The following is a 19,038-nucleotide window of genomic DNA, read 5'->3' as shown; positions in this document are numbered from 1 at the left end:
TGACCACACTCCCCATCATCTGCCTCTACCCCTTCCTCCAAAAATACTTCGTACGAGGCATCATGCTCGGATCCGTCAAACAATAAAGGGGACCGAGCATTGGGGTGTTGTACGGTTCAGTCCGCCAAAGTTCCGATCTCGAACTCAGTGAGCTGTTCCTCGGGTCTGTCTTGTCCGCCGTGCTGGGCCTCGAACGCCTCCGAGGCATCTGTTCCACAAAGTTGCTCAATGCGGGTTCCCCCACCGGGATGGTCATCGATCCACGCGGTCAGATCGTATACGGCGTCGTCCATCACCGCCCAGCAGGAATCGGCGGAATCGTTGTCTTCGACGTCCTCCATGGTGAATGTCTCGTCATTCGAGGTCTGCGAGGGATCTTCGGCCGCACTGGTGGGTGTCGTGGAGCTGTCTCCAGTTTCGGGTTCATCGCCGCACGCGCTGAGCGACAAAAGAGCCATACAGGCGAAAGACGCGACGATGCCCCTTGCGGGCGTAGGGCGGTGAAGTGCGTTTGATGAAGGCAAAGAGTCTCCTCATGTCAGCTGAACCAGGCGGAGCTTCTTACATGAAGCTCAGGAAATCAGTCTACGGATCAGGCCTCTACCCTCGTGTGCCTTCCAGTGATATGGCGAGTGGATTGACAAAACCTGTAATGTGAACGTTAACATTAGAGTGGTGCACATCACCTCTGCGGTGTTGTTGGTCTGAAACAGCAGCCGAACCGCAGACGGTATGGCCTGCGACCCAGGCGCCCTGCACTGGCTTTGAACACCTGATGAGAGACGAGTGCATGGTTTACGTCGAGAACCCCATTCTGCCTGGATGCTATCCCGATCCAAGCATCTGCCGCGTGGGGGAGTACTACTACCTGGTGACCTCAACATTCGAGGTGTTTCCCGCTCTGCCGCTGTTTCGTAGCCGCGACCTGGTGACCTGGGAGCAGATAGGACACGCTATTGACCGGCCAGACCAGATGAGCTTTGACGGAGTCAAGAGTTCCCAGGGAATCTTTGCCCCCACCATTCGGCACTACGACGGAGTTTTCTACCTTGTGTGCACTTTGGTCGGAACACCAGAGGGAACGCCCGGTGGCAACTTCTTGATCACTGCGACGGACCCCGCTGAATCATGGTCCGATCCGATCTGGTTGGACGCCGACGGTATCGACCCCTCCATCTTCTTCGACACTGATGGCACAGTGTGGATTCACGGGACCCGTTTGGCAGAAGACCCAGAGTGGCGCCAACAGACCGAGGTGTGGTTGCGACAGTACGATCCCCAACAGGAGGTCCTGCGGGGCCCCGAGACTGTCATCTGGACTGGTGCACTCAAGGGAGGTATCTGGGCGGAGGCGCCGCACCTGTTCCGAAAAGACGGAGAGTACTTTCTCTTGGCGGCAGAGGGTGGAACGGCGCACCACCACTCAGTCATGATCGCGAAGTCCGATAACCTCACCGGTCCCTATCGGGGAAATCCCGGAAACCCGATCCTCACCCACAGGCACCTTGGCCGCCACTGCGACGTTGTGGGCGCCGGGCACGCCGACCTGGTGGAAGCTTCTGACGGCACCTGGTGGGCGGTTCTGCTGGGCATGCGCACCTACGGCGGCTACCACTACAACCTCGGACGAGAGACATTTCTTACACCGGTGGTGTGGGAGGACGGCTGGCCAATCTTCGCTCCAGGAGAAGGCCGAGTGCCTCACCGAGTCTACGTGCCCGGCGCAGAAGCACGGGAGTCAGCACCCCCATTGTCGGGAGTGATTCCGCCTGGCGACCAGCGCTGGACGGCACTGCGAGGCCCGATCGACTCCTTTGCTCAGCCGGTGGGCGAAGGGTGGGAGATCGCGGTGAGACCCACGCGTATCACCGAGCCTTCCACTCCAGCATTCCTGGGTGTGCGGCAGCAGCACATGGATGTCGATATCACCGCCAAAGTGATCACGGACCAGCTGGAGGCCGGCGAACGGACGGGCCTTCTCATCCGCCAGTCTGAGAGCGATCACGCCACAGTCGAGATCCACCGCGGTCACCACGGGGATACGGCACGGGTGACGCATCGTCAGGCCGGCCAGCACAGCATCCTGCACGAAGAGCCAGTCGAGGCCTCCCAGAAGGTGACGCTGGGACTGCGTGCCAGGGGACAGGACTATCAGCTGACAATCAACGGCGCGTCGATCGGAAGCATCGACGGACGTCTCCTCGACACCGTCTCGACGGGCGGTTTCCTGGGCCTCTGGATAGGGGTTTTCGCTACCAGCGACGGCGCTGCGACGACGTCGACGGTGACACTGACCAGCTTCGAGTACACAGCACGATGAATGGCCGGAAACTAAGCGAAATAGAGGTGGACCATGGCTGACAACGACGTGACAATTGGGGTGGACTACGGCACACTCTCCGGCCGCGCTCTTGTGGTGCGAGTCCGGGACGGTGCAGAGCTGGGAACAGCTGTGCACCCCTACGAGCATGCGGTGATGGACACCGTTCTCTCAGCTCATCGGAACGAGCCGCTTCCGCCGGACTGGGCCCTTCAAGTTCCGCAGGACTACATCAACGTTCTCAAGAATGCGGTACCTGCTGCGCTGGCAGAGGCAGGAGTATCACCACACCAGGTGGTGGGAATCGGCACCGACTTCACCGCGTGCACCATGATTCCAGTGCTCAAAGACGGCACTCCTTTGAATGAGCTCCCCCATTTCGAGGACCGCCCCCACGCCTACGTCAAGCTCTGGAAGCATCATGCCGCCCAGGGCCAGGCCGACCGCATCAATGAGCTTGCTCATCAGCGCGGAGAAGGGTGGATCCGACGCTACGGCGGCTTTATCTCCTCCGAATGGGAGTTCGCGAAAGGCCTCCAGCTTCTCGAAGAGGACCCAGAGATCTATTCAGCGATGGACCACTGGGTCGAGGCAGCGGACTGGATCGTCTGGCAGCTGACCGGAAGCTACACCAAGAACGCCTGCACCGCCGGTTACAAAGCTATTTACCAGGATGGCGCCTATCCCTCCCCAGAATTCCTGGCAGAACTAAATCCCGAGTTCGCAGAGTTCGTCCAGGACAAAGTGGATTACCCGATTGCACCCCTCGGAGGGCATGCCGGGTCGTTGACCCCCGAGGCCGCCCAGTGGACAGGACTGTCCGAGGGCATTGCAGTAGCGGTGGGCAATGTGGACGCACACGTCACCGCTCCGGCAGCAAATGCTGTCGAACCGGGGCAGATGGTGGCGATTATGGGAACCTCGACGTGTCATGTCATGAACGGCGAAAGACTCAGCGAAGTCCCTGGAATGTGCGGGGTCGTTGACGGAGGCATTACCGAAGGCCTGTGGGGATACGAAGCAGGGCAGTCCGGCGTGGGTGACATCTTTGCCTGGTACGTGGAGAACCAAGTCCCGCACGATTACGACCTAGAAGCCCAGAATGCGCAGCTCAGTTTGCATGAGCTGTTGACCCTCAAATCCCAGGAGCAGCCGGTCGGAGGTCATGGGCTCATAGCTCTGGACTGGCACTCGGGGAACCGGTCAGTACTAGTGGACCATGAACTCTCAGGTCTGGTGGTAGGGCAGACCCTGGCCACCACGCCCGAAGACATATACCGGGCACTGCTGGAGGCCACTGCATTCGGGACCCGAACCATCATTGAGGCCTTCAACGACTCAGGGGTGCCGGTCCGTGAACTTGTTGTTGCCGGGGGCCTGCTGAAGAACACCTTCCTCATGCAGACATACGCGGACATCACCAACCTTCCCATCTCCACCATCACCTCCGGCCAAGGCCCCGCCCTCGGCTCAGCAATCCACGCAGCGGTGGCTGCCGGCCTCTACGACGATGTCCGAGCTGCCGGAGAAGTCATGGGTGGGCGGACCTCCGACGCGTACACCCCAGACCCCGATCGGGTAGAGCAATACAACGCGCTCTATGCCGAGTACAAGCGACTTCACGACTACTTCGGCCGCGGAGGCAATGACATCATGCGCCGCCTCAAGGCGATCCGCCGCCGCGCCCATATTCAGGAGGCACATACATCATGACCATCACACTTGCCGACCTCCCTGCGGAGGATCAAGACCGCATCGGTCGCACCAGAGCTGCTGTGGCGGCCCTCCACGCGGAACTACCCCGCAACGAACTGGTGGTGTGGACTGCCGGGAATGTATCGGAAAAGGTCCCCGAACTCACAACGGGTCACCATCTGTTCGTCATCAAACCGTCAGGCGTCTCCTACGACGAGTTGAGCGCGGAGAACATGGTGGTTTGCACCCTCGACGGGCAGAAGATCGACGACGGCACAGCGGACTCGCTCACCCCTTCATCGGACACGGCGGCTCACGCCTACGTCTACCGACACATGGACCACGTGGGTGGAGTCGTACATACCCACTCCACCTTTGCGACCGCCTGGGCCGCTCGTGCTGAACCTATTCCGTGCGTGTTGACCATGATGGCTGACGAATTCGGTGGCGACGTCCCGGTCGGGCCCTTCGCCCTGATCGGCGATGACTCGATAGGCCAAGGCATTGTGGAAACCCTTCGTAACTCCCGTTCCAAAGCGGTGCTGATGGAACGCCACGGACCGTTCGCCATCGGGACCAATGCCAAGGCCGCAGTCAAAGCGGCGGTGATGTGCGAAGAAGTTGCACGTACGGTCCACTACGCGCGGGCCTACGGTGATCCGGTTCGCATCGACCAGGCGCAGATCGACTCGCTCTACGCCCGCTATCAGAACGTCTACGGCCAGAAAGGCAGCACAGCGTGAGCGCACTCCCATCACCCTTCGAGGGCAAGAGCATCTGGTTTCTCACGGGCTCGCAAGACCTCTACGGCGACGAAACCCTTCAGCAGGTGGCTGAACAGTCCGCGTCCGTCGCCGAGATGCTTGACCGCTCGGAGGCCGTAGCCGCTGACATTGTGTGGAAACCGGTACTCAAAGAACGCGATTCAATCCACCGTGCGGCATTGGACGCGAACTCCGACCCAGACTGTCTCGGAGTCATCGTATGGATGCACACCTTCTCTCCCGCCAAAATGTGGATCAACGGTCTGGCAGCTCTGACCAAGCCGATGCTCCACTTCCACACGCAGGCCGAGGCCGCGCTGCCGTGGGACGAGATCGATATGGACTTTATGAACCTGAATCAGGCCGCTCACGGTGACCGAGAGTTCGCCTACATGGCCACGCGCATGGCTACCGCACGTACCACAGTTGTAGGACACGCCAGCGACCCACGTGTACAACACAAGATTGGCACCTGGGTCCGGGCCGCCGCAGGATGGCAGGCTCTGCGGAGCATGAAACTGTGCCGCTTCGGTGACAATATGCGCAATGTCGCCGTCACCGAGGGCGATAAAACCGAGGCAGAGATTCGTCTCGGCGCTTCGGTGAACACGTGGGCGGTGAATGACCTCGTCGAGCGCGTTGAGTCGATCGACGAGGCGGACGTGCAGCAACTCCTCACGGAGTATGACGCTAGATACGACGTTTCTGAAGAGCTGAAGCCAGGCGGTGCGCGACGGAATTCATTGGCCTATGCGGCACGCCAAGAGCTAGGGATGAGGTCATTCCTCACCGAAGGCGGTTTCACGGCGTTCACCACGAATTTCGAAGACCTCGGAGGGCTTCGCCAGCTGCCCGGCCTGGCTGTCCAGCGGCTGATGGCCGACGGGTACGGGTTCGGAGCCGAGGGTGATTGGAAGACTGCGCTATTGGTCCGTGCGACGAAGGTCATGGGCTACGATCTGCCGGGCGGAGCCTCCCTCATGGAGGACTACACCTATGAGATGACACCCGGCAAAGAGAAGATTCTCGGGGCTCACATGCTCGAGATCTGCCCCAGTCTCACGACTGAGACACCCCGAATTGAAGTTCACCCGCTGGGGATCGGTGACCGCGAAGACCCCGTGCGAATGATTTTCGACACTGACACCGGCAGCGGCGTGGTGGTGGCAATGTCGGATATGCGCGAGAGGTTTCGCCTCACCGCCAATGTCGTCGACATCGTCTCGCCAGATGCTCCCCTTCCGCGGCTCCCCGTCGCACGCGCCGTGTGGGAGCCACGGCCAGACTTTGCCACCAGTGCAGAATGCTGGCTCACCGCTGGGGCCGCGCATCACACCGTTCTCACCACAGCACTTGGCCTGGAGGCGTTCGAAAGCTTAGCCGAGATCGCCGGCATCGAACTGGCGACGATCGACGCTGGGACCACCTCGCGCGGCTTTGCACGTGAACTGCGGTGGAACGCCGCCTACTACCGTCTGGCGCAAGGACTGTAACCCGTCACTCTTCCCAATAAACACGTCGCACTAACCCTGCCAACGAAGGCAGGTCCAACCCTAAGGAGAGAATATGCGGAACACGACAATTAAATGGCTGGGAGTCACCGCGGCACTGACGCTTGCGCTGACTGCCTGTGAAGGTGAAGGCGCAGGCAGCGGCGGAGCTGATCCTGATGCTGAGCCTGAGGACCTCACGGTCGGTGTGGCGATGCCTACGCAGACCTACGAACGCTGGGTCTCGGATGGCAACAACATCGAGGCTCAGCTCGAAGAGGCCGGCTACAACGTCGAGCTGCAGTACGCGGATGATGACATCCCGACCCAGTCCCAGCAGATCGATCAGATGATTACTCAGGAGGTGGACGCGCTGATTATCGCGTCCATCGACGGTTCAGCCTTGTCCGGCCAGCTGGACGCAGCGGCAGATGCAGGCATTCCCGTGATCGCCTATGACCGACTCATCCGTGACAGCGAACATGTCGACTTCTACGTCACTTTCGACAATTACGAAGTAGGAGTCAACCAGGCTCAGTCGCTGTTGTATGGACTCGGCGTCCTCGACGAGAACTTCGAAGAGGCCAACGACGCTCCTGAAGGTCCGCTCAACGTGGAGCTGTTCGCCGGATCGCTGGACGACAACAACGCTCACTTCTTCTGGGATGGAGCGATGGACACATTGGAGCCCTACTTCGATGACGGCACCCTCGAGGTTCCGTCCGGGCAGATGGACATCGAACAGGCCGCCACCCAGCGATGGGAGCAGGAGACCGCCCAGCAGCGAATGGAGAACCTGCTCACCACCCACTACTCAGGTGGGGAGGAACTTGACGGCGTGCTCGCTCCGGCGGACCCCTTGTCGCGCGGGATCATTAACGCGTTGCGCAACGACGGCTGGGGCGAAACAATCGAAGACGGCCTCCCGGTGGTCACGGGACAGGACGCAGAGATCGCGACTATTTCGCTCATCTCTGAAGGCGTCCAGCACTCTACGATCTTCAAGGACACACGTGATCTTGCTGAGCAGGCTGTCATCGCAGCTCAGGCGTTCTTGGACGGCGAGGAGCCGGAACCGAACAACACCGAAGACTACGACAACGGTGAGATCGTCGTCCCTTCGTACCTCCTCGATGTGCAGATGATTCTGGAGAACAACTATGAGGAGATCCTCGTTGATTCCGGTTACTACACCGAGGAACAGGTTGAGTCAGGCCAGCTCTGAGCTGACTGACTGAACCTCAAAGGTGAGCTATGAGTGATCACATCCTGGAGATGCGATCGATCACCAAGCGATTTCCCGGCGTCGTCGCGCTCAGCGATGTCTCTCTGTCTGTGTCACATGGCGAGATTCATGCGATCTGCGGAGAGAACGGCGCCGGGAAATCCACCCTCATGAAGGTTCTCTCCGGGGTCTACCCGTCGGGAACTTATGAGGGGGAGATCCACTTCAACGGTGAGCTTGTGCGTTTCGGCTCCATCAACGATTCAGAGGCCAAGGGAATCGTCATTATTCACCAGGAGCTTGCGCTGGTGCCGCACCTTTCCATTGCGGAGAACATCTTCCTGGGTAATGAACAGTCCACCTTCGGGGTGATCAACTGGTACGACACCAACGCCAGGGCCGCTGAACTCCTGCAGAAAGTCGGATTGTACGAGAACCCGGTCACACCTGTGGGGGCACTCGGTGTGGGAAAGCAGCAGTTGGTTGAGATTGCGAAAGCCCTGTCGAAGAACGTCAAGCTGCTCATTCTCGATGAGCCGACCGCTGCGCTCAATGACGACGACTCTGAACACCTCTTGGGTTTGATTCGCGGGCTTCGGGATGAGGGTGTCACCTGCATCATTATCTCGCACAAATTGGGAGAGATTGCAGCAGTGGCTGACGCGACGACGGTGATCCGGGACGGGTCCACAATCGAGACCATTCCGATGCGTAGTGCGGGTGAGACAGGTGCTGGAGAACGCAGCGAGCTGACCCGGCGCATCATCAAGGGGATGGTCGGTCGGGATATGGACAATATGTATCCGGTGCGCGATGCGCGCATCGGCGAGGAGGTCATCAGGATTGAGGACTGGAATGTCTGGCATCCCACACAGCCTGGACGGAAAGTCGTCGACGGAGCGTCACTTAATGTGCGTGCCGGGGAAGTCGTGGGCATCGCGGGTCTCATGGGAGCTGGGCGCACAGAACTCGCTATGAGCGTCTTCGGGCGTTCCTATGGTCGTGACATCAGCGGCACGGTTTACATGCACGGAAAACCGGTGAGTTTCTCTTCAGTCTCTGAGGCGATTTCACACGGGGTGGCATACGTCAGTGAGGACCGCAAACGGTACGGGTTGAACCTGATTGAAGACATTCGACGCAACATCACCTCAGCTGCGCTGCGCAAGGTCGCGCCGAGAGGGTGGGTCAACACCCACGAGGAGGTTGCTGTGTCTGAGGGGTACCGCACATCGATGAATATCAAGGCGCCCACCGTCATGTCAGTGGTGGGGCAGCTTTCGGGAGGTAACCAGCAGAAAGTTGTGCTGAGCAAGTGGCTTTTCACAGAACCTGAAGTGCTCATTCTGGATGAGCCCACCCGGGGCATTGATGTGGGGGCCAAGTATGAAATCTATTCGATCATCAACGAACTAGCCGCTTCCGGCAAGGCCGTCATCGTCATCTCTTCGGAGCTTCCTGAGGTCCTGGGTGTCTGCGACAGGGTGTACACACTCTCGGCGGGCCGCGTGACGGGATCTGTCGATGTTGGAGAAGCAACTCAGGAGCACCTCATGGAGCTCATGACCATGGAGAAGGAGTAAAGGATATGAGTGGGACCTCCAACCTTCTGGAGTTGATGACGCGAAACCTGCGTCAGAGCGGCATATACATCGCCTTCGTGCTGATTGTGGTGCTCTTTACAGTGATGACCGGTGGTTCGCTGCTGAGCCCTGGGAACCTGACAAACCTGGTGCTTCAGTACTCCTACATTCTCATCTTGGCGATCGGGATGGTGATGATCATTGTGGCGGGGCACATCGACCTCTCAGTCGGCTCCGTGGTGGCGGTGACCGGTGCGGTGTCGGCTGTAGTGGTCATTCGTGAGGGAATGCCCTGGTGGGTTGGCGTCGTCGCAGCTCTGCTCACTGGAGCCCTGGTAGGAGTGTGGCAAGGCTTCTGGGTGGCGGTGGTAGGCATACCGGCCTTCATCGTCACCCTGGCCGGGATGCTCATCTTCCGCGGGTTGACGATGCAGGTTCTCGACAACGTATCGCTGTCGCCTTTCCCCAATGAGTATCAGATGATTGCGGGAGGTTTCCTCAACGGGCTCTTAGGAGGGCCGGGTTATGACGTCTTTACTCTGCTGATCTTCGCGCTGGGCGTGCTCGGGTTCGCTGTTCAGCAGTGGCGAGCCCGGCTTCGCAAGCTGAAGTACAAACAGCCTGTGGAAGCCCTGTGGTTGTTTGCAGTGAAGATCCTCGTTGTCGCCGCGGTCGTCATGGCGTTCGGCTGGCGTTTAGCCAATGCCCGCGGGCTTCCGATCGTTCTCATCCTCCTGGCGGCTCTGGTGCTGATTTACGGGTTCGTCACACAGAGGACGATCTTCGGCCGCCACATCTACGCCATGGGCGGGAACCTGCAGGCGGCGAAGCTCTCCGGAGTCAAGACTGTCCGGGTGAACTTCCTGCTCTTCGTGAACATGGGCCTGCTCTCCGCGGTGGCTGGAATTGTGTATTCGGCACGCTCCAACAGCGCCCAGCCGGGTGCCGGCAACATGTTTGAGCTCGATGCCATTGCGGCAGCTTTCATCGGCGGTGCGGCTGTGACTGGAGGCGTGGGCAAAGTCCAGGGCGCGATTATCGGAGGACTCATCATGGCCGTGATGTCCAACGGTATGCAGATTATGGGAATTGACCAGTCAACTCAGAACGTCGTACGCGGCGTGGTGCTGGTCCTGGCGGTGGCGTTCGATGTCTGGAACAAGAAGCGAGCCGCCGCTGATCGCTAGGGATCAGTCGGGCCATCGAGGACTTCACACACAGGGGCGGCCCCCATTATTCATCTTTCGGCGTCGTGATGTTGGTTCATGATGGTGATTGGTGGAAAATGTTGAAATTTTATGATGGGATGATGTGGTGAACACCTCAGACCGCATGCTTGCAGCGGAGCGTCAGTCCCACATCATGGGTCTACTCCGCACTCACGGCGCCGTGCGGGTGGCCGACCTGGTGGATTCGATGGCTGTGTCAGACATGACGATCCGCCGCGACCTCGACTCGCTCGCCGCCGAAGGCGCACTCACCAAAGTTCACGGTGGTGCCGTCTCTCCCATCACCAGGAGCACTGCGGAGCCAGGCTTCCGTGCTAAGTCTGGTCAAATGGAGGCTGAGAAGCGGGCGATCGCTGAGTCCGCGGCCCGCCGAGTGGAAGCAGGTATGTCCGTTGTGCTCTCCGCGGGCACCACGACGTGGCATCTGACTCAGCAGCTCAGGGACGTCGCAGACCTCACGGTCATTACCAACTCCCCGCCGATATCTGACATCTTCCACGCGCAGCCGCGACCGGACCGCACGGTGATTCTGACGGGCGGGATCAGAACACCGTCGGATGCGCTGGTGGGGCCCACAGCCACAGCCGCTCTCCAGACAGTGCATGCCGATGTGGCGTTCATCGGAGCGCACGGGATCAGTGTCCAGGCCGGGTTCACCACACCGAACTACTGGGAGGCTGAGACGAACCGTGCGTTGATGTCAGCAGCGCAGCAGCGCATCATTGTCGCCGACAGCTCCAAATGGGGAATCGTGGGAGTCATGACGTTTGCGCACCTCCGGGGCGTGGACACGCTCATTTGCGATCACCAACTCCCCGTTGACGCACAGCAGCAGCTAGAGGACATCGTCCCAGAGCTCGACCTCGCGCGATCGGGTGGACAGCCCGAATCAGGCCAGACTCACCGGGAGACCCCATGAACAGAACAGCAGCCCACCTGGCCGACGGTCGGGAGATCTTCTTCTACGACGACGCGCCCCGGGACCGTCAGGTGCGTGACCGCCGTGACATCACTCGAGCTGTCGGCGCATCGGAGCTTCGGTACGATCCTTTTCTCGACGAATGGGTCGCTGTGGCCGCAGCGCGGCAGCATCGCACTCATCTGCCCAGCGCAGATCAGTGCCCACTCTGCCCGTCCACGAAATCCCGGGCGACAGAAATCCCTCAGGAAGACTACGACGTCGCCGTCTTCGAGAACCGGTTCCCCTCATTCTCCGGGGGTGAGGCCCTGTCACCGCACATGGCCGGTGACGCTCTGGCGTCTTGCGTAGAGCAGGAGGGCGATCTCGTTGAAATTCGCCATGCGGGGGCTGGACGATGCGAGGTCGTGTGCTTCACCCCTGACCACACCACATCGCTGGCTCAACTCTCTGCCCGCCGTATCGAGACGGTGGTCGAAGCCTGGGCTGACCGAACGCAGGCGTTGCTCGCCACCGGCCAAGTGGACCAGGTTTACTGCTTCGAAAATCGTGGCGAAGAAATCGGAGTAACACTTCACCACCCACACGGTCAGATCTACGGTTATCCCTTCGCCACACCCCGTACGCGCACCATGCTCAGCCAGGCTCGGCGGTTTAGGAGCGCTACGGGTCTGGACCTGTTTGCAGAGACGCTGCAAGCTGAACAGCATGCAGGAGAACATCCAGGCTCAGGACGCGTGGTACTCCGCACAGATCACTGGACGGCCTTCATCCCCTCCTGGGCGCGTTGGCCGGTCGAGATTCACATCTATCCGCACCGAGCGGTGCGCACTCTGCCGGACCTGAACGCTGAGGAGCGCCGCGACTTTGCTCGCCTCTACCTCAAAGTCCTCGGTGCGGGGGATGCACTGTTCGCCACCCCGCTTCCTTATATCTCCGGCTGGCATCAGGCCCCCCTCTCTGCGCCGGAGACGGACTTTCGGCTGCATCTGCAGCTTTTCTCTATCCGACGGGCGGACAACAAACTGAAGTACCTGGCAGGTTCGGAGTCAGGAATGGGAGTGTTTATCAACGACATTCCACCTGAAGAGATGGCGCAGCGGCTCCGGCACGCCATCAAGGAGAAAGGCCACGAATGACACTGAACATGGCTGCGGGTCTCAGGGCCGAGTTCGTGGAGCACTTCGGACGAGAACCCGACGGGCTGTGGGCAGCTCCTGGGCGGGTGAACCTCATTGGTGAACACACCGACTACAACGACGGGCTTGTGCTGCCCTTCGCGCTTCCACAACATACTCTCGCCGCGGCGAGTCGCCGATCAGACACCACACTTCGTGTGCGCTCCGTCAATACTGCCGAGTCAGAGGAATTTGAACTGACCGCCCTGGTGCCAGGAACCCACCAGGGTTGGTCCAGCTATGTAGCAGGCGTATTCTGGGCGCTCAGCCAGGCTGGTTACGCCTCGGGGGGAATGGACATTGCTGTCTCCACCACAGTGCCTCTGGGCGCAGGTCTTTCCTCCTCAGCCGCGTTGGAATGTGCTGTTGCATGCGCAGCCGCAGAGCTCTCAGGCCACCACATAGAACCGTTGGATCTGGCTGTGATCGCCCAGCGTGCCGAGAACGACTACGTGGGCATGCCCTGCGGCCTGATGGACCAAATGGTCTCAATGGTGGCCCGCGAAGGGCATGCCGTCCTCTTCGACACCCGCAGCAGACAGGTGAAACACGTTCCGTTCGCGGCGGATCACGCAGAGATTCTCGTGATCGACACCAAGGCTCCGCACAAGCTGGTAGACGGCGAATACGCCGCGCGCAGGTCCCAGTGCAAACAGGCCTGCGTCGAACTGGGTATTCCGTCGCTTCGGGAGCTCAACAACCTCGCTCAGGAAGACCTGGAGTCTGCTATGCGCCAGCTCAGTGACGATGTGCTGCGGCGCCGCGTCCGTCATGTGGTCACCGAGAATCAACGAGTGCTTGACATGGTGGAGGCTCTGCAGGCTGGCAGGCTTGAAGCTGCCGGCGCACTTATGAACGCATCCCACGCCTCGCTTCGTGACGACTATGAGGTCACAGTGCCTGAGGTGGATCTCGCCCAGCGTACCCTTGTCTCTGCGGGTGCCTATGGGGCGCGCATCACCGGGGGTGGATTCGGCGGTTGTGTCATCGCCCTTGTCGAGACAGACACTGCCGGGTCGCTGCAACAAGAGGTGGTGGAGGCCTACGCGGAGGCCGGATTCACTGCTCCCGAGCACTTCGTCGCGATCCCCTCAAGTGGGGCCCGACGTGTCAGCTCCGCTCGAAATTGGGCTGGAAACGTCGAGTACTCAGCTCGCCGCATCGCTGCTCCGAGCAGCTACGGCGAACTGCGAAGCCTGATCTCTTCTAGTGACCGTGTTAAAGCCATCGGCAGTCGCCACAGCTTCAGTACTATTGCCCACACTGTGGGTGACCTCATAAGCCTGGAAGATCTGCCCCGGGTCTTCGAGATCGACGAGCAGGCGGGCACGGTCACCGTGGATGCCGGTATCCGATACGGCGAGTTGGCACAGCTGCTGCAGGAGCGTGGCTGGGCGTTGCAGAGCATGGCATCGTTGCCGCATATCACGGTTGTCGGCTCCGTGGCGACAGGCACTCACGGTTCTGGGGACGATGTGCCTGCCCTGTCGGCGGCTGTCCGTAGCGTAGAGATGATGGTGGCCGACGGAAGTACTCGCATCTGGCGTCGCGGCGATCAGAACTTCGGCGGCGTCGTCGTCAGCTTAGGCGCACTTGGCGTGGTCACGCGCCTGAGCTTAGACATTGTGCCCAGCTTTGAGCTCCGGCAGGATGTGTACGACGGTCTGCCGTGGCAGGCTGTCTTGGAGAACTTTGATGCGCTCACCGGGGCGGCCTACAGCGTAAGCCTCTTCACGCGGTGGGTGGGGGAGACTTTTGGCCACGCCTGGCTGAAGTCAACGCAGAACCCGCCGGAAGAGCTGTGTGGCACACGTGCACTGACCCACGATGTCGGATTGGTCGAGGGGGCGGTGGAAGCCACCACGGCGCAGTCTGGAGTCTGGGGCAGTTGGGATGCTCGCCTACCCCACTTCAAGCTCCACTTCACTCCCAGCAACGGGAACGAGCTACAGAGTGAGTATCTACTGCCACGTGAGAACGCGGTCGAGGCTCTGCGTCGAATGCGCGATCTGGGACCCCATCTGGAGCCGCACCTGCTACTCAGCGAAGTCCGCACGATGGCACCAGACGATCAGTGGATGAGTCCGGCCTATGGCCGTCAGACGGTCGGCATTCACTTCACATGGCGCCAACACCCGCATGAAGTGGCTGCTCTCCTTCCGCTGATCGAGGAGCAGCTTATGCCCCTGGGTGCCCGGCCGCACTGGGGGAAGCTCTCTGCTGCGCCGTCACTGGGTCAGCTCTACCCCCGGTTCCCTGAATTCTGCCGCCTGGCGGCCGAGCTTGACCCTGAGGGCCGCTTTCGCAACGACTTTCTTGACCGACTGTTCACCCGCAACCGCCCGGACGGGTATAAGGTTGATACAAGTCACATTCCATCGTTGTAGTCGGGAGCTTCAGTGTCGACATCAGTACGAGTCGCCGTCATCGGACACGCCTTTATGGGGAAAGCGCATATCCATGCCTGGCGCACGGCGAGTCGATTCTTCGACCTGCCCCGCACTCCAGAGGTGACCTTGTTAGTCGGACGCGACTCAGGCCGCGCGGCAGCAGCCGCGCAGCAGCTGAATGTTGCAGAGAGCACAACGGACTGGCGCACCGCGGTGACCCGAGATGACATTGATGTGGTCGACATCTGCACCCCCGGAGACTCGCACCGCGAAATAGCAGTCGCCGCATTGGCTGCGGGTAAACACGTACTCTGCGAGAAGCCGCTGGCGAATTCCGTCGAGGAAGCAGAGGAGATGACCGCTGCGGCGGCTGCGGCCGATGCCAAAGGCATCACCAGTTTCTGTGGTTTCAGCTACCGACGCACCCCCGGGCTCGCACTGGCCCGACGATTTGTTGAGGAAGGACGTTTGGGCGAGATCCGGCATGTGCGCGCCCAGTACCTCCAAGATTGGCTTTCCGACGCCAATGCGCCCCTGACCTGGCGGTTGGACAAGGACAAAGCTGGTTCCGGTTCGCTGGGTGACATCGGAGCGCACTCGATTGACGCCGCCCAGTGGGTCTCCGGACAGCGCATCGAGGGAGTCTCCGCGCTCCTCCACACGTTCGTCACCTCGCGTCCTGTCGCAGGAGTCGCCGAAGGACTGGGCGGGGCGGGAGATGCCACCTCAGAAAAAGGGCCGGTCACCGTCGACGACGCCGCAGCCTTCACCGCGCGCTTTGACGGTGGCGCGGTGGGGGTCTTTGAAGCCACTCGCTTCGCCTTGGGCCGCCGCAATGCGAACCGGTTGGAGATCAACGGCAGTCTGGGCTCGGTCGCCTTCGATTTCGAGCGGATGAACGAGCTTGAGTATTTCGACGGACGCGACGACCAGCAGGCCCAAGGATTCCGCAGAATCCATGTCACCGATTCTGTTCACCCCTACACGGGCAACTGGTGGCCGGTGGGCCACGGTCTGGGCTACGGCGATTTGTTCATTCACCAGGTCGCCGATGTGATTGACGCACTAGGTGGAGGGCCGCAGACGCGGCCCAACTTCGCTGATGCGCTGGAGGTCCAACGAGTGCTCCATGCCGTGGAGACCAGTGCCGAGGACTCCAGTCGCTACACCCCAGTAGCCCGCTGACAACATCGATACCGTTTATCGCAAGGAGAAACGCGTGAGCAAGAAAGCTATCATCGTCCGCGGAGGCTGGGAGGGTCACCAACCGGTGGAAGCCACAGACCTCTTTCTGCCGTTCCTGCGTGAGCATGGGTATGACTGCGAGATCCATGATTCTCCGGCCGTGTACGCCGACTCAGAGGTGATGGGAGCCACGGATCTGATTGTGCAATGCATGACCATGTCCACCATCGAAAAAGATGAGGTGTTGGGCCTCCGGGCTGCGGTGGAGGCAGGAACAGGTCTTGCCGGATGGCACGGAGGCATTGCCGACTCCTACCGGGCCTCGGATGACTATCTGCAGCTCATTGGAGGCCAGTTCGCGCACCATCCGGCCAAACATCCGGACGAGCGCACTGGGGAACAGTCGGACTACTACATTCCCTACCGCGTGGATATTCGCCCAGAGGCAGCTGATCACCCGATCACCCGTGGTATCGAGAGCTTTGAACTCGTCACCGAACAGTACTGGGTCCTGCATGACCAACTGATCGACGTGCTGGCCACCACGACCCTTCCGAAACGGGAGTTCGACCCCTGGTCAGGTGAGCACGTGAACCCGGCGGTCTGGACTCGCCGCTGGGGCCAGGGGAGGATTTTCGTCTCCACCCCGGGACACCAGGTGGATGTTCTGGAGCAACCGAGCGTGCGGACCATAATTGAGCGCGGCATGCTGTGGGCGAGTCGATGAGCCCGGGTGCCCCTCAGCTGAGGGTGGGCCTGGTAGGTGCCGGCAACATCAGCGGCCAGTACCTATCCACACTGAGCCGGCTTGATGACCTTCGCCTGACAGCTGTGGCGGACCTAGATCTCACACGAGCCCATGAGGTGGCAGGAGCCTACGGCGCACAAGCCATGGATGTTCCTACGCTGATCTCCAGCGAAACCGTGGATGTGGTACTGAACCTCACCATTCCGCGTGCGCACGCTGACGTTGCCCTGTCTGCAATTGCAGCGGGAAAAGGGGTATACACCGAAAAACCCCTCGCTGCCACAGTGGCCGAAGGGCGGTCCATGGTCGATGCCGCCCGCTCAGCCGGGGTCGTGATCGGCGGTGCGCCAGACACAGTATTGGGCACCGGCGTCCAGACCGCGCGTGAGGTGATCGACTCCGGTCGAATCGGCATGCCTATGAGCGCAACGGCAACCATGATTATCCCCGGCCACGAGCACTGGCATCCCAATCCGGACTTCTACTATCAGCCCGGGGGCGGGCCGCTGCTGGACATGGGGCCCTACTACATCACCTCTCTGGTCACGCTCCTGGGGCCTGTTGTTCGCGTCGTCGGTGCCGCCAGCGCCCTCCGAGCCGAACGCACTATCGGATCGGGCCCGAGGGCCGGTGAGCAACTGCCGGTAAGTACGCCAAGCCATGTGGCGGGGATTCTCGTGCACCAATCCGGGGCAATCTCTTCTGTGGTGATGAGCTTCGACGGAGTCGCTACCCATGCAAGGCCCCTGGAGATTCACGGTGAGCGCGGATCAGTGACCGTTCCGGATCCGAACAATTTCTCGGGTGAGGTGCTGCTTCACCAGGGAGAGGGCGGTTGGCAACACGTGCCGGTATCGGCCGGATACAAACAAGCAGCCCGCGGCTACGGTCTGGCTGACCTGTTCTGGTCCGGTGCGTTCGACGGCAACCTCGCGGCGGGACGTTCCCAGGGAGAACTGGCACTGCATGTTCTTGAGGTCATGGAGGCAGTCCTCTCGGCGGCCCGTGGTAGTAATGGCGTGGAGATCGCAACTCGCCCCGATCGTCCCTCACCGGTCCCGCTCGACGAGCGATGACTAGCGCCTGCTCTGCGGTCAGCTGACTGACAGTGCCCTGTGCTCTCGTAGAGTAGAGCAATGCCATACCCCAGTTCACGCCCGACCATGCGCGATGTTGCCGAACGTGCTGGTGTGTCACCGAAGACGGTCTCCAATGTCGTGACAGGGGCGGTGACTGTCAGTGAGAACACCAGAACGCGCGTCGAAGCTGCAATGGTTGAACTGGACTTCGTACCAAACCTCAGCGCGCGGGGCCTGCGAAACGGTCGGACGGGGGTCATTGGCTTCGCGCTTCCCGACCTCACTACAGCCTTCTCGGCCAGCATTGCGCATTCAGTTGTCGAGGCCGCTCATGCACGCGGCTTAGTCGTCCAGATTGAGGAAACCGCCTTTGAGCCGACGCGTGAATACGACCTGGTCTACCGGGCGCGGACCCATCAGATCGATGGGCTGATTCTCAATCCCGTGCGCCTTCAGGACAGCGTGGTGGATCACGTCCGGCACTTACCACCTGTGGTTCTGATCGGAGAAGTCGAGCAGCACAGCACAGATCGGGTCTTCATCGACAGCCGGCAGGCGGGCAGGACCGCAGCGCAGCATCTGATGGACCAGGGGGCTCGGCGCATTGTGATCCTAGGCGGGACGGCAACCGACATGTCCGCCAAACAGGCCGCGTTGGGTCAGCGCCTTCAGGGGGTGCTCGATGCGCTAGGCAGCGCCCAGCTGGACGCTGCGCCCGAGCTGCAAGTGGAGGTCCGCTGGAGTATTGCGGGTGGGGCCGAGGCTATGCGAGAGATGCTTGCCCGCGAGGTGGCGTTCGACGCCGTCTTCGCCTTCACCGACTCGATCGCCATGGGAGCGCTCCACGTCTTGCACGAGTACGGACTCCGGGTGCCGGAGGACGTGTTGGTGATGGGATTCGACAATGTCGAGCATGCTGCCTATACATGGCCTCCGCTGACGACGATAAGTTTCGATCATCAGGACTATGTCACTGCCGCTCTGGACCTTCTTGCATCCCGCGTAGCTGACCGCGGCTCACCGACCCGCGCGGTGGAGATCTCGCACAGCCTGGTCGCCCGGAGGAGCACCGAGGGGCCTCCCAGAGGGCATACGCCACCCGCTTCGCTGTAAAAACTTCCCCAAAAAGGGTGTGACTCAGCGCACATTCTGTGTAGTATTACTGGGAGTATTACATCGATGTAATGACGTGACTCGCCTCTTTTTAGTCCGCGCAGCACAAGGCAGGTGTTC

Annotated in this window: 15 protein-coding genes; 14 read left to right on the top strand and 1 reads right to left on the bottom strand. The window is 60.7% G+C overall.

What is annotated here, in order from left to right; genetic code table 11:
* Positions 1-116: 116 nt before the first annotated feature.
* Positions 117-524 carry a cytochrome b5 domain-containing protein gene (locus FH975_RS04290; protein ID WP_162320227.1) on the bottom strand — a complete coding sequence of 136 codons (408 nt, stop codon included), beginning with the start codon at positions 522-524 and terminating at the stop codon, positions 117-119.
* A 266-nt stretch (positions 525-790) separates the two neighbouring features.
* On the opposite strand from FH975_RS04290, the gene FH975_RS04285 reads away from it, so the two are divergent.
* The 14 genes from FH975_RS04285 to FH975_RS04220 all read left to right on the top strand — a co-directional run bounded on the left by FH975_RS04285 (position 791) and on the right by FH975_RS04220 (position 18,918).
* Positions 791-2,320, top strand: a complete 1,530-nt coding sequence (locus tag FH975_RS04285; RefSeq protein WP_162320226.1) for a glycoside hydrolase family 43 protein — start codon at positions 791-793, stop codon at positions 2,318-2,320.
* Between the two features lie 33 nt (positions 2,321-2,353).
* Positions 2,354-4,033 carry a ribulokinase gene (araB, locus tag FH975_RS04280; RefSeq protein WP_162320225.1) on the top strand — a complete coding sequence of 560 codons (1,680 nt, stop codon included), beginning with the start codon at positions 2,354-2,356 and terminating at the stop codon, positions 4,031-4,033.
* Complete coding sequence (locus tag FH975_RS04275; protein ID WP_162320224.1) at positions 4,030-4,758, top strand: L-ribulose-5-phosphate 4-epimerase; 729 nt, start codon at positions 4,030-4,032, stop codon at positions 4,756-4,758. Before araB ends, FH975_RS04275 begins: the two co-directional genes overlap by 4 nt.
* Positions 4,755-6,272, top strand: a complete 1,518-nt coding sequence (gene araA / locus FH975_RS04270; RefSeq protein WP_162320223.1) for an L-arabinose isomerase — start codon at positions 4,755-4,757, stop codon at positions 6,270-6,272. Before FH975_RS04275 ends, araA begins: the two co-directional genes overlap by 4 nt.
* 73 nt (positions 6,273-6,345) lie before the next feature.
* Positions 6,346-7,494, top strand: a complete 1,149-nt coding sequence (gene chvE / locus FH975_RS04265) for a multiple monosaccharide ABC transporter substrate-binding protein (RefSeq protein WP_162320222.1) — start codon at positions 6,346-6,348, stop codon at positions 7,492-7,494.
* A 29-nt stretch (positions 7,495-7,523) separates the two neighbouring features.
* A complete protein-coding gene (mmsA, locus tag FH975_RS04260) occupies positions 7,524-9,077 on the top strand; it encodes a multiple monosaccharide ABC transporter ATP-binding protein (protein ID WP_162320221.1) in 1,554 nt (517 codons plus the stop codon).
* A gap of 5 nt (positions 9,078-9,082) precedes the next feature.
* On the top strand, positions 9,083-10,264 hold the full coding sequence (mmsB, locus tag FH975_RS04255; RefSeq protein ID WP_162320220.1) for a multiple monosaccharide ABC transporter permease: 1,182 nt from the start codon (positions 9,083-9,085) through the stop codon (positions 10,262-10,264).
* Between the two features lie 127 nt (positions 10,265-10,391).
* Positions 10,392-11,225: a DeoR/GlpR family DNA-binding transcription regulator gene (locus FH975_RS04250; protein ID WP_328821773.1), complete on the top strand. Its 834-nt coding sequence runs from the start codon at positions 10,392-10,394 to the stop codon at positions 11,223-11,225.
* Positions 11,222-12,364 carry a galactose-1-phosphate uridylyltransferase gene (galT, locus tag FH975_RS04245; RefSeq protein ID WP_162320219.1) on the top strand — a complete coding sequence of 381 codons (1,143 nt, stop codon included), beginning with the start codon at positions 11,222-11,224 and terminating at the stop codon, positions 12,362-12,364. Before FH975_RS04250 ends, galT begins: the two co-directional genes overlap by 4 nt.
* Entirely contained in the window at positions 12,361-14,790 is a 2,430-nt protein-coding gene (galK, locus tag FH975_RS16485; protein WP_235928441.1) for a galactokinase, read from the top strand. Before galT ends, galK begins: the two co-directional genes overlap by 4 nt.
* Before the next feature lie 12 nt (positions 14,791-14,802).
* Positions 14,803-15,978 carry a Gfo/Idh/MocA family protein gene (locus tag FH975_RS04235; protein WP_162320218.1) on the top strand — a complete coding sequence of 392 codons (1,176 nt, stop codon included), beginning with the start codon at positions 14,803-14,805 and terminating at the stop codon, positions 15,976-15,978.
* A 34-nt stretch (positions 15,979-16,012) separates the two neighbouring features.
* A complete protein-coding gene (locus tag FH975_RS04230; protein ID WP_162320217.1) occupies positions 16,013-16,705 on the top strand; it encodes a ThuA domain-containing protein in 693 nt (230 codons plus the stop codon).
* Complete coding sequence (locus FH975_RS04225) at positions 16,702-17,802, top strand: Gfo/Idh/MocA family protein (RefSeq protein WP_202923020.1); 1,101 nt, start codon at positions 16,702-16,704, stop codon at positions 17,800-17,802. Before FH975_RS04230 ends, FH975_RS04225 begins: the two co-directional genes overlap by 4 nt.
* A 60-nt stretch (positions 17,803-17,862) precedes the next feature.
* Positions 17,863-18,918 carry a LacI family DNA-binding transcriptional regulator gene (locus FH975_RS04220; RefSeq protein ID WP_162320215.1) on the top strand — a complete coding sequence of 352 codons (1,056 nt, stop codon included), beginning with the start codon at positions 17,863-17,865 and terminating at the stop codon, positions 18,916-18,918.
* Positions 18,919-19,038: the final 120 nt, after the last annotated feature.

Origin of the sequence: Nesterenkonia haasae (assembly GCF_010119385.1) — a bacterium.
Lineage (GTDB): Bacteria > Actinomycetota > Actinomycetes > Actinomycetales > Micrococcaceae > Nesterenkonia > Nesterenkonia haasae.
The sequence above is the reverse complement of the archived record's forward strand: the minus strand, read 5'-3'. Positions and strand labels throughout refer to the sequence as shown.

Coding starts and splice junctions, on each gene's coding strand:
- FH975_RS04220 (WP_162320215.1), top strand. CDS start 17,863: ATGCCATACCCCAGTTCACGCCCGACCATGCGCGATGTTGCCGAACGT.
- mmsA (WP_162320221.1), top strand. CDS start 7,524: ATGAGTGATCACATCCTGGAGATGCGATCGATCACCAAGCGATTTCCC.
- mmsB (WP_162320220.1), top strand. CDS start 9,083: ATGAGTGGGACCTCCAACCTTCTGGAGTTGATGACGCGAAACCTGCGT.
- galT (WP_162320219.1), top strand. CDS start 11,222: ATGAACAGAACAGCAGCCCACCTGGCCGACGGTCGGGAGATCTTCTTC.
- FH975_RS04225 (WP_202923020.1), top strand. CDS start 16,702: ATGAGCCCGGGTGCCCCTCAGCTGAGGGTGGGCCTGGTAGGTGCCGGC.
- FH975_RS04275 (WP_162320224.1), top strand. CDS start 4,030: ATGACCATCACACTTGCCGACCTCCCTGCGGAGGATCAAGACCGCATC.
- galK (WP_235928441.1), top strand. CDS start 12,361: ATGACACTGAACATGGCTGCGGGTCTCAGGGCCGAGTTCGTGGAGCAC.
- chvE (WP_162320222.1), top strand. CDS start 6,346: ATGCGGAACACGACAATTAAATGGCTGGGAGTCACCGCGGCACTGACG.
- FH975_RS04285 (WP_162320226.1), top strand. CDS start 791: ATGGTTTACGTCGAGAACCCCATTCTGCCTGGATGCTATCCCGATCCA.
- araB (WP_162320225.1), top strand. CDS start 2,354: ATGGCTGACAACGACGTGACAATTGGGGTGGACTACGGCACACTCTCC.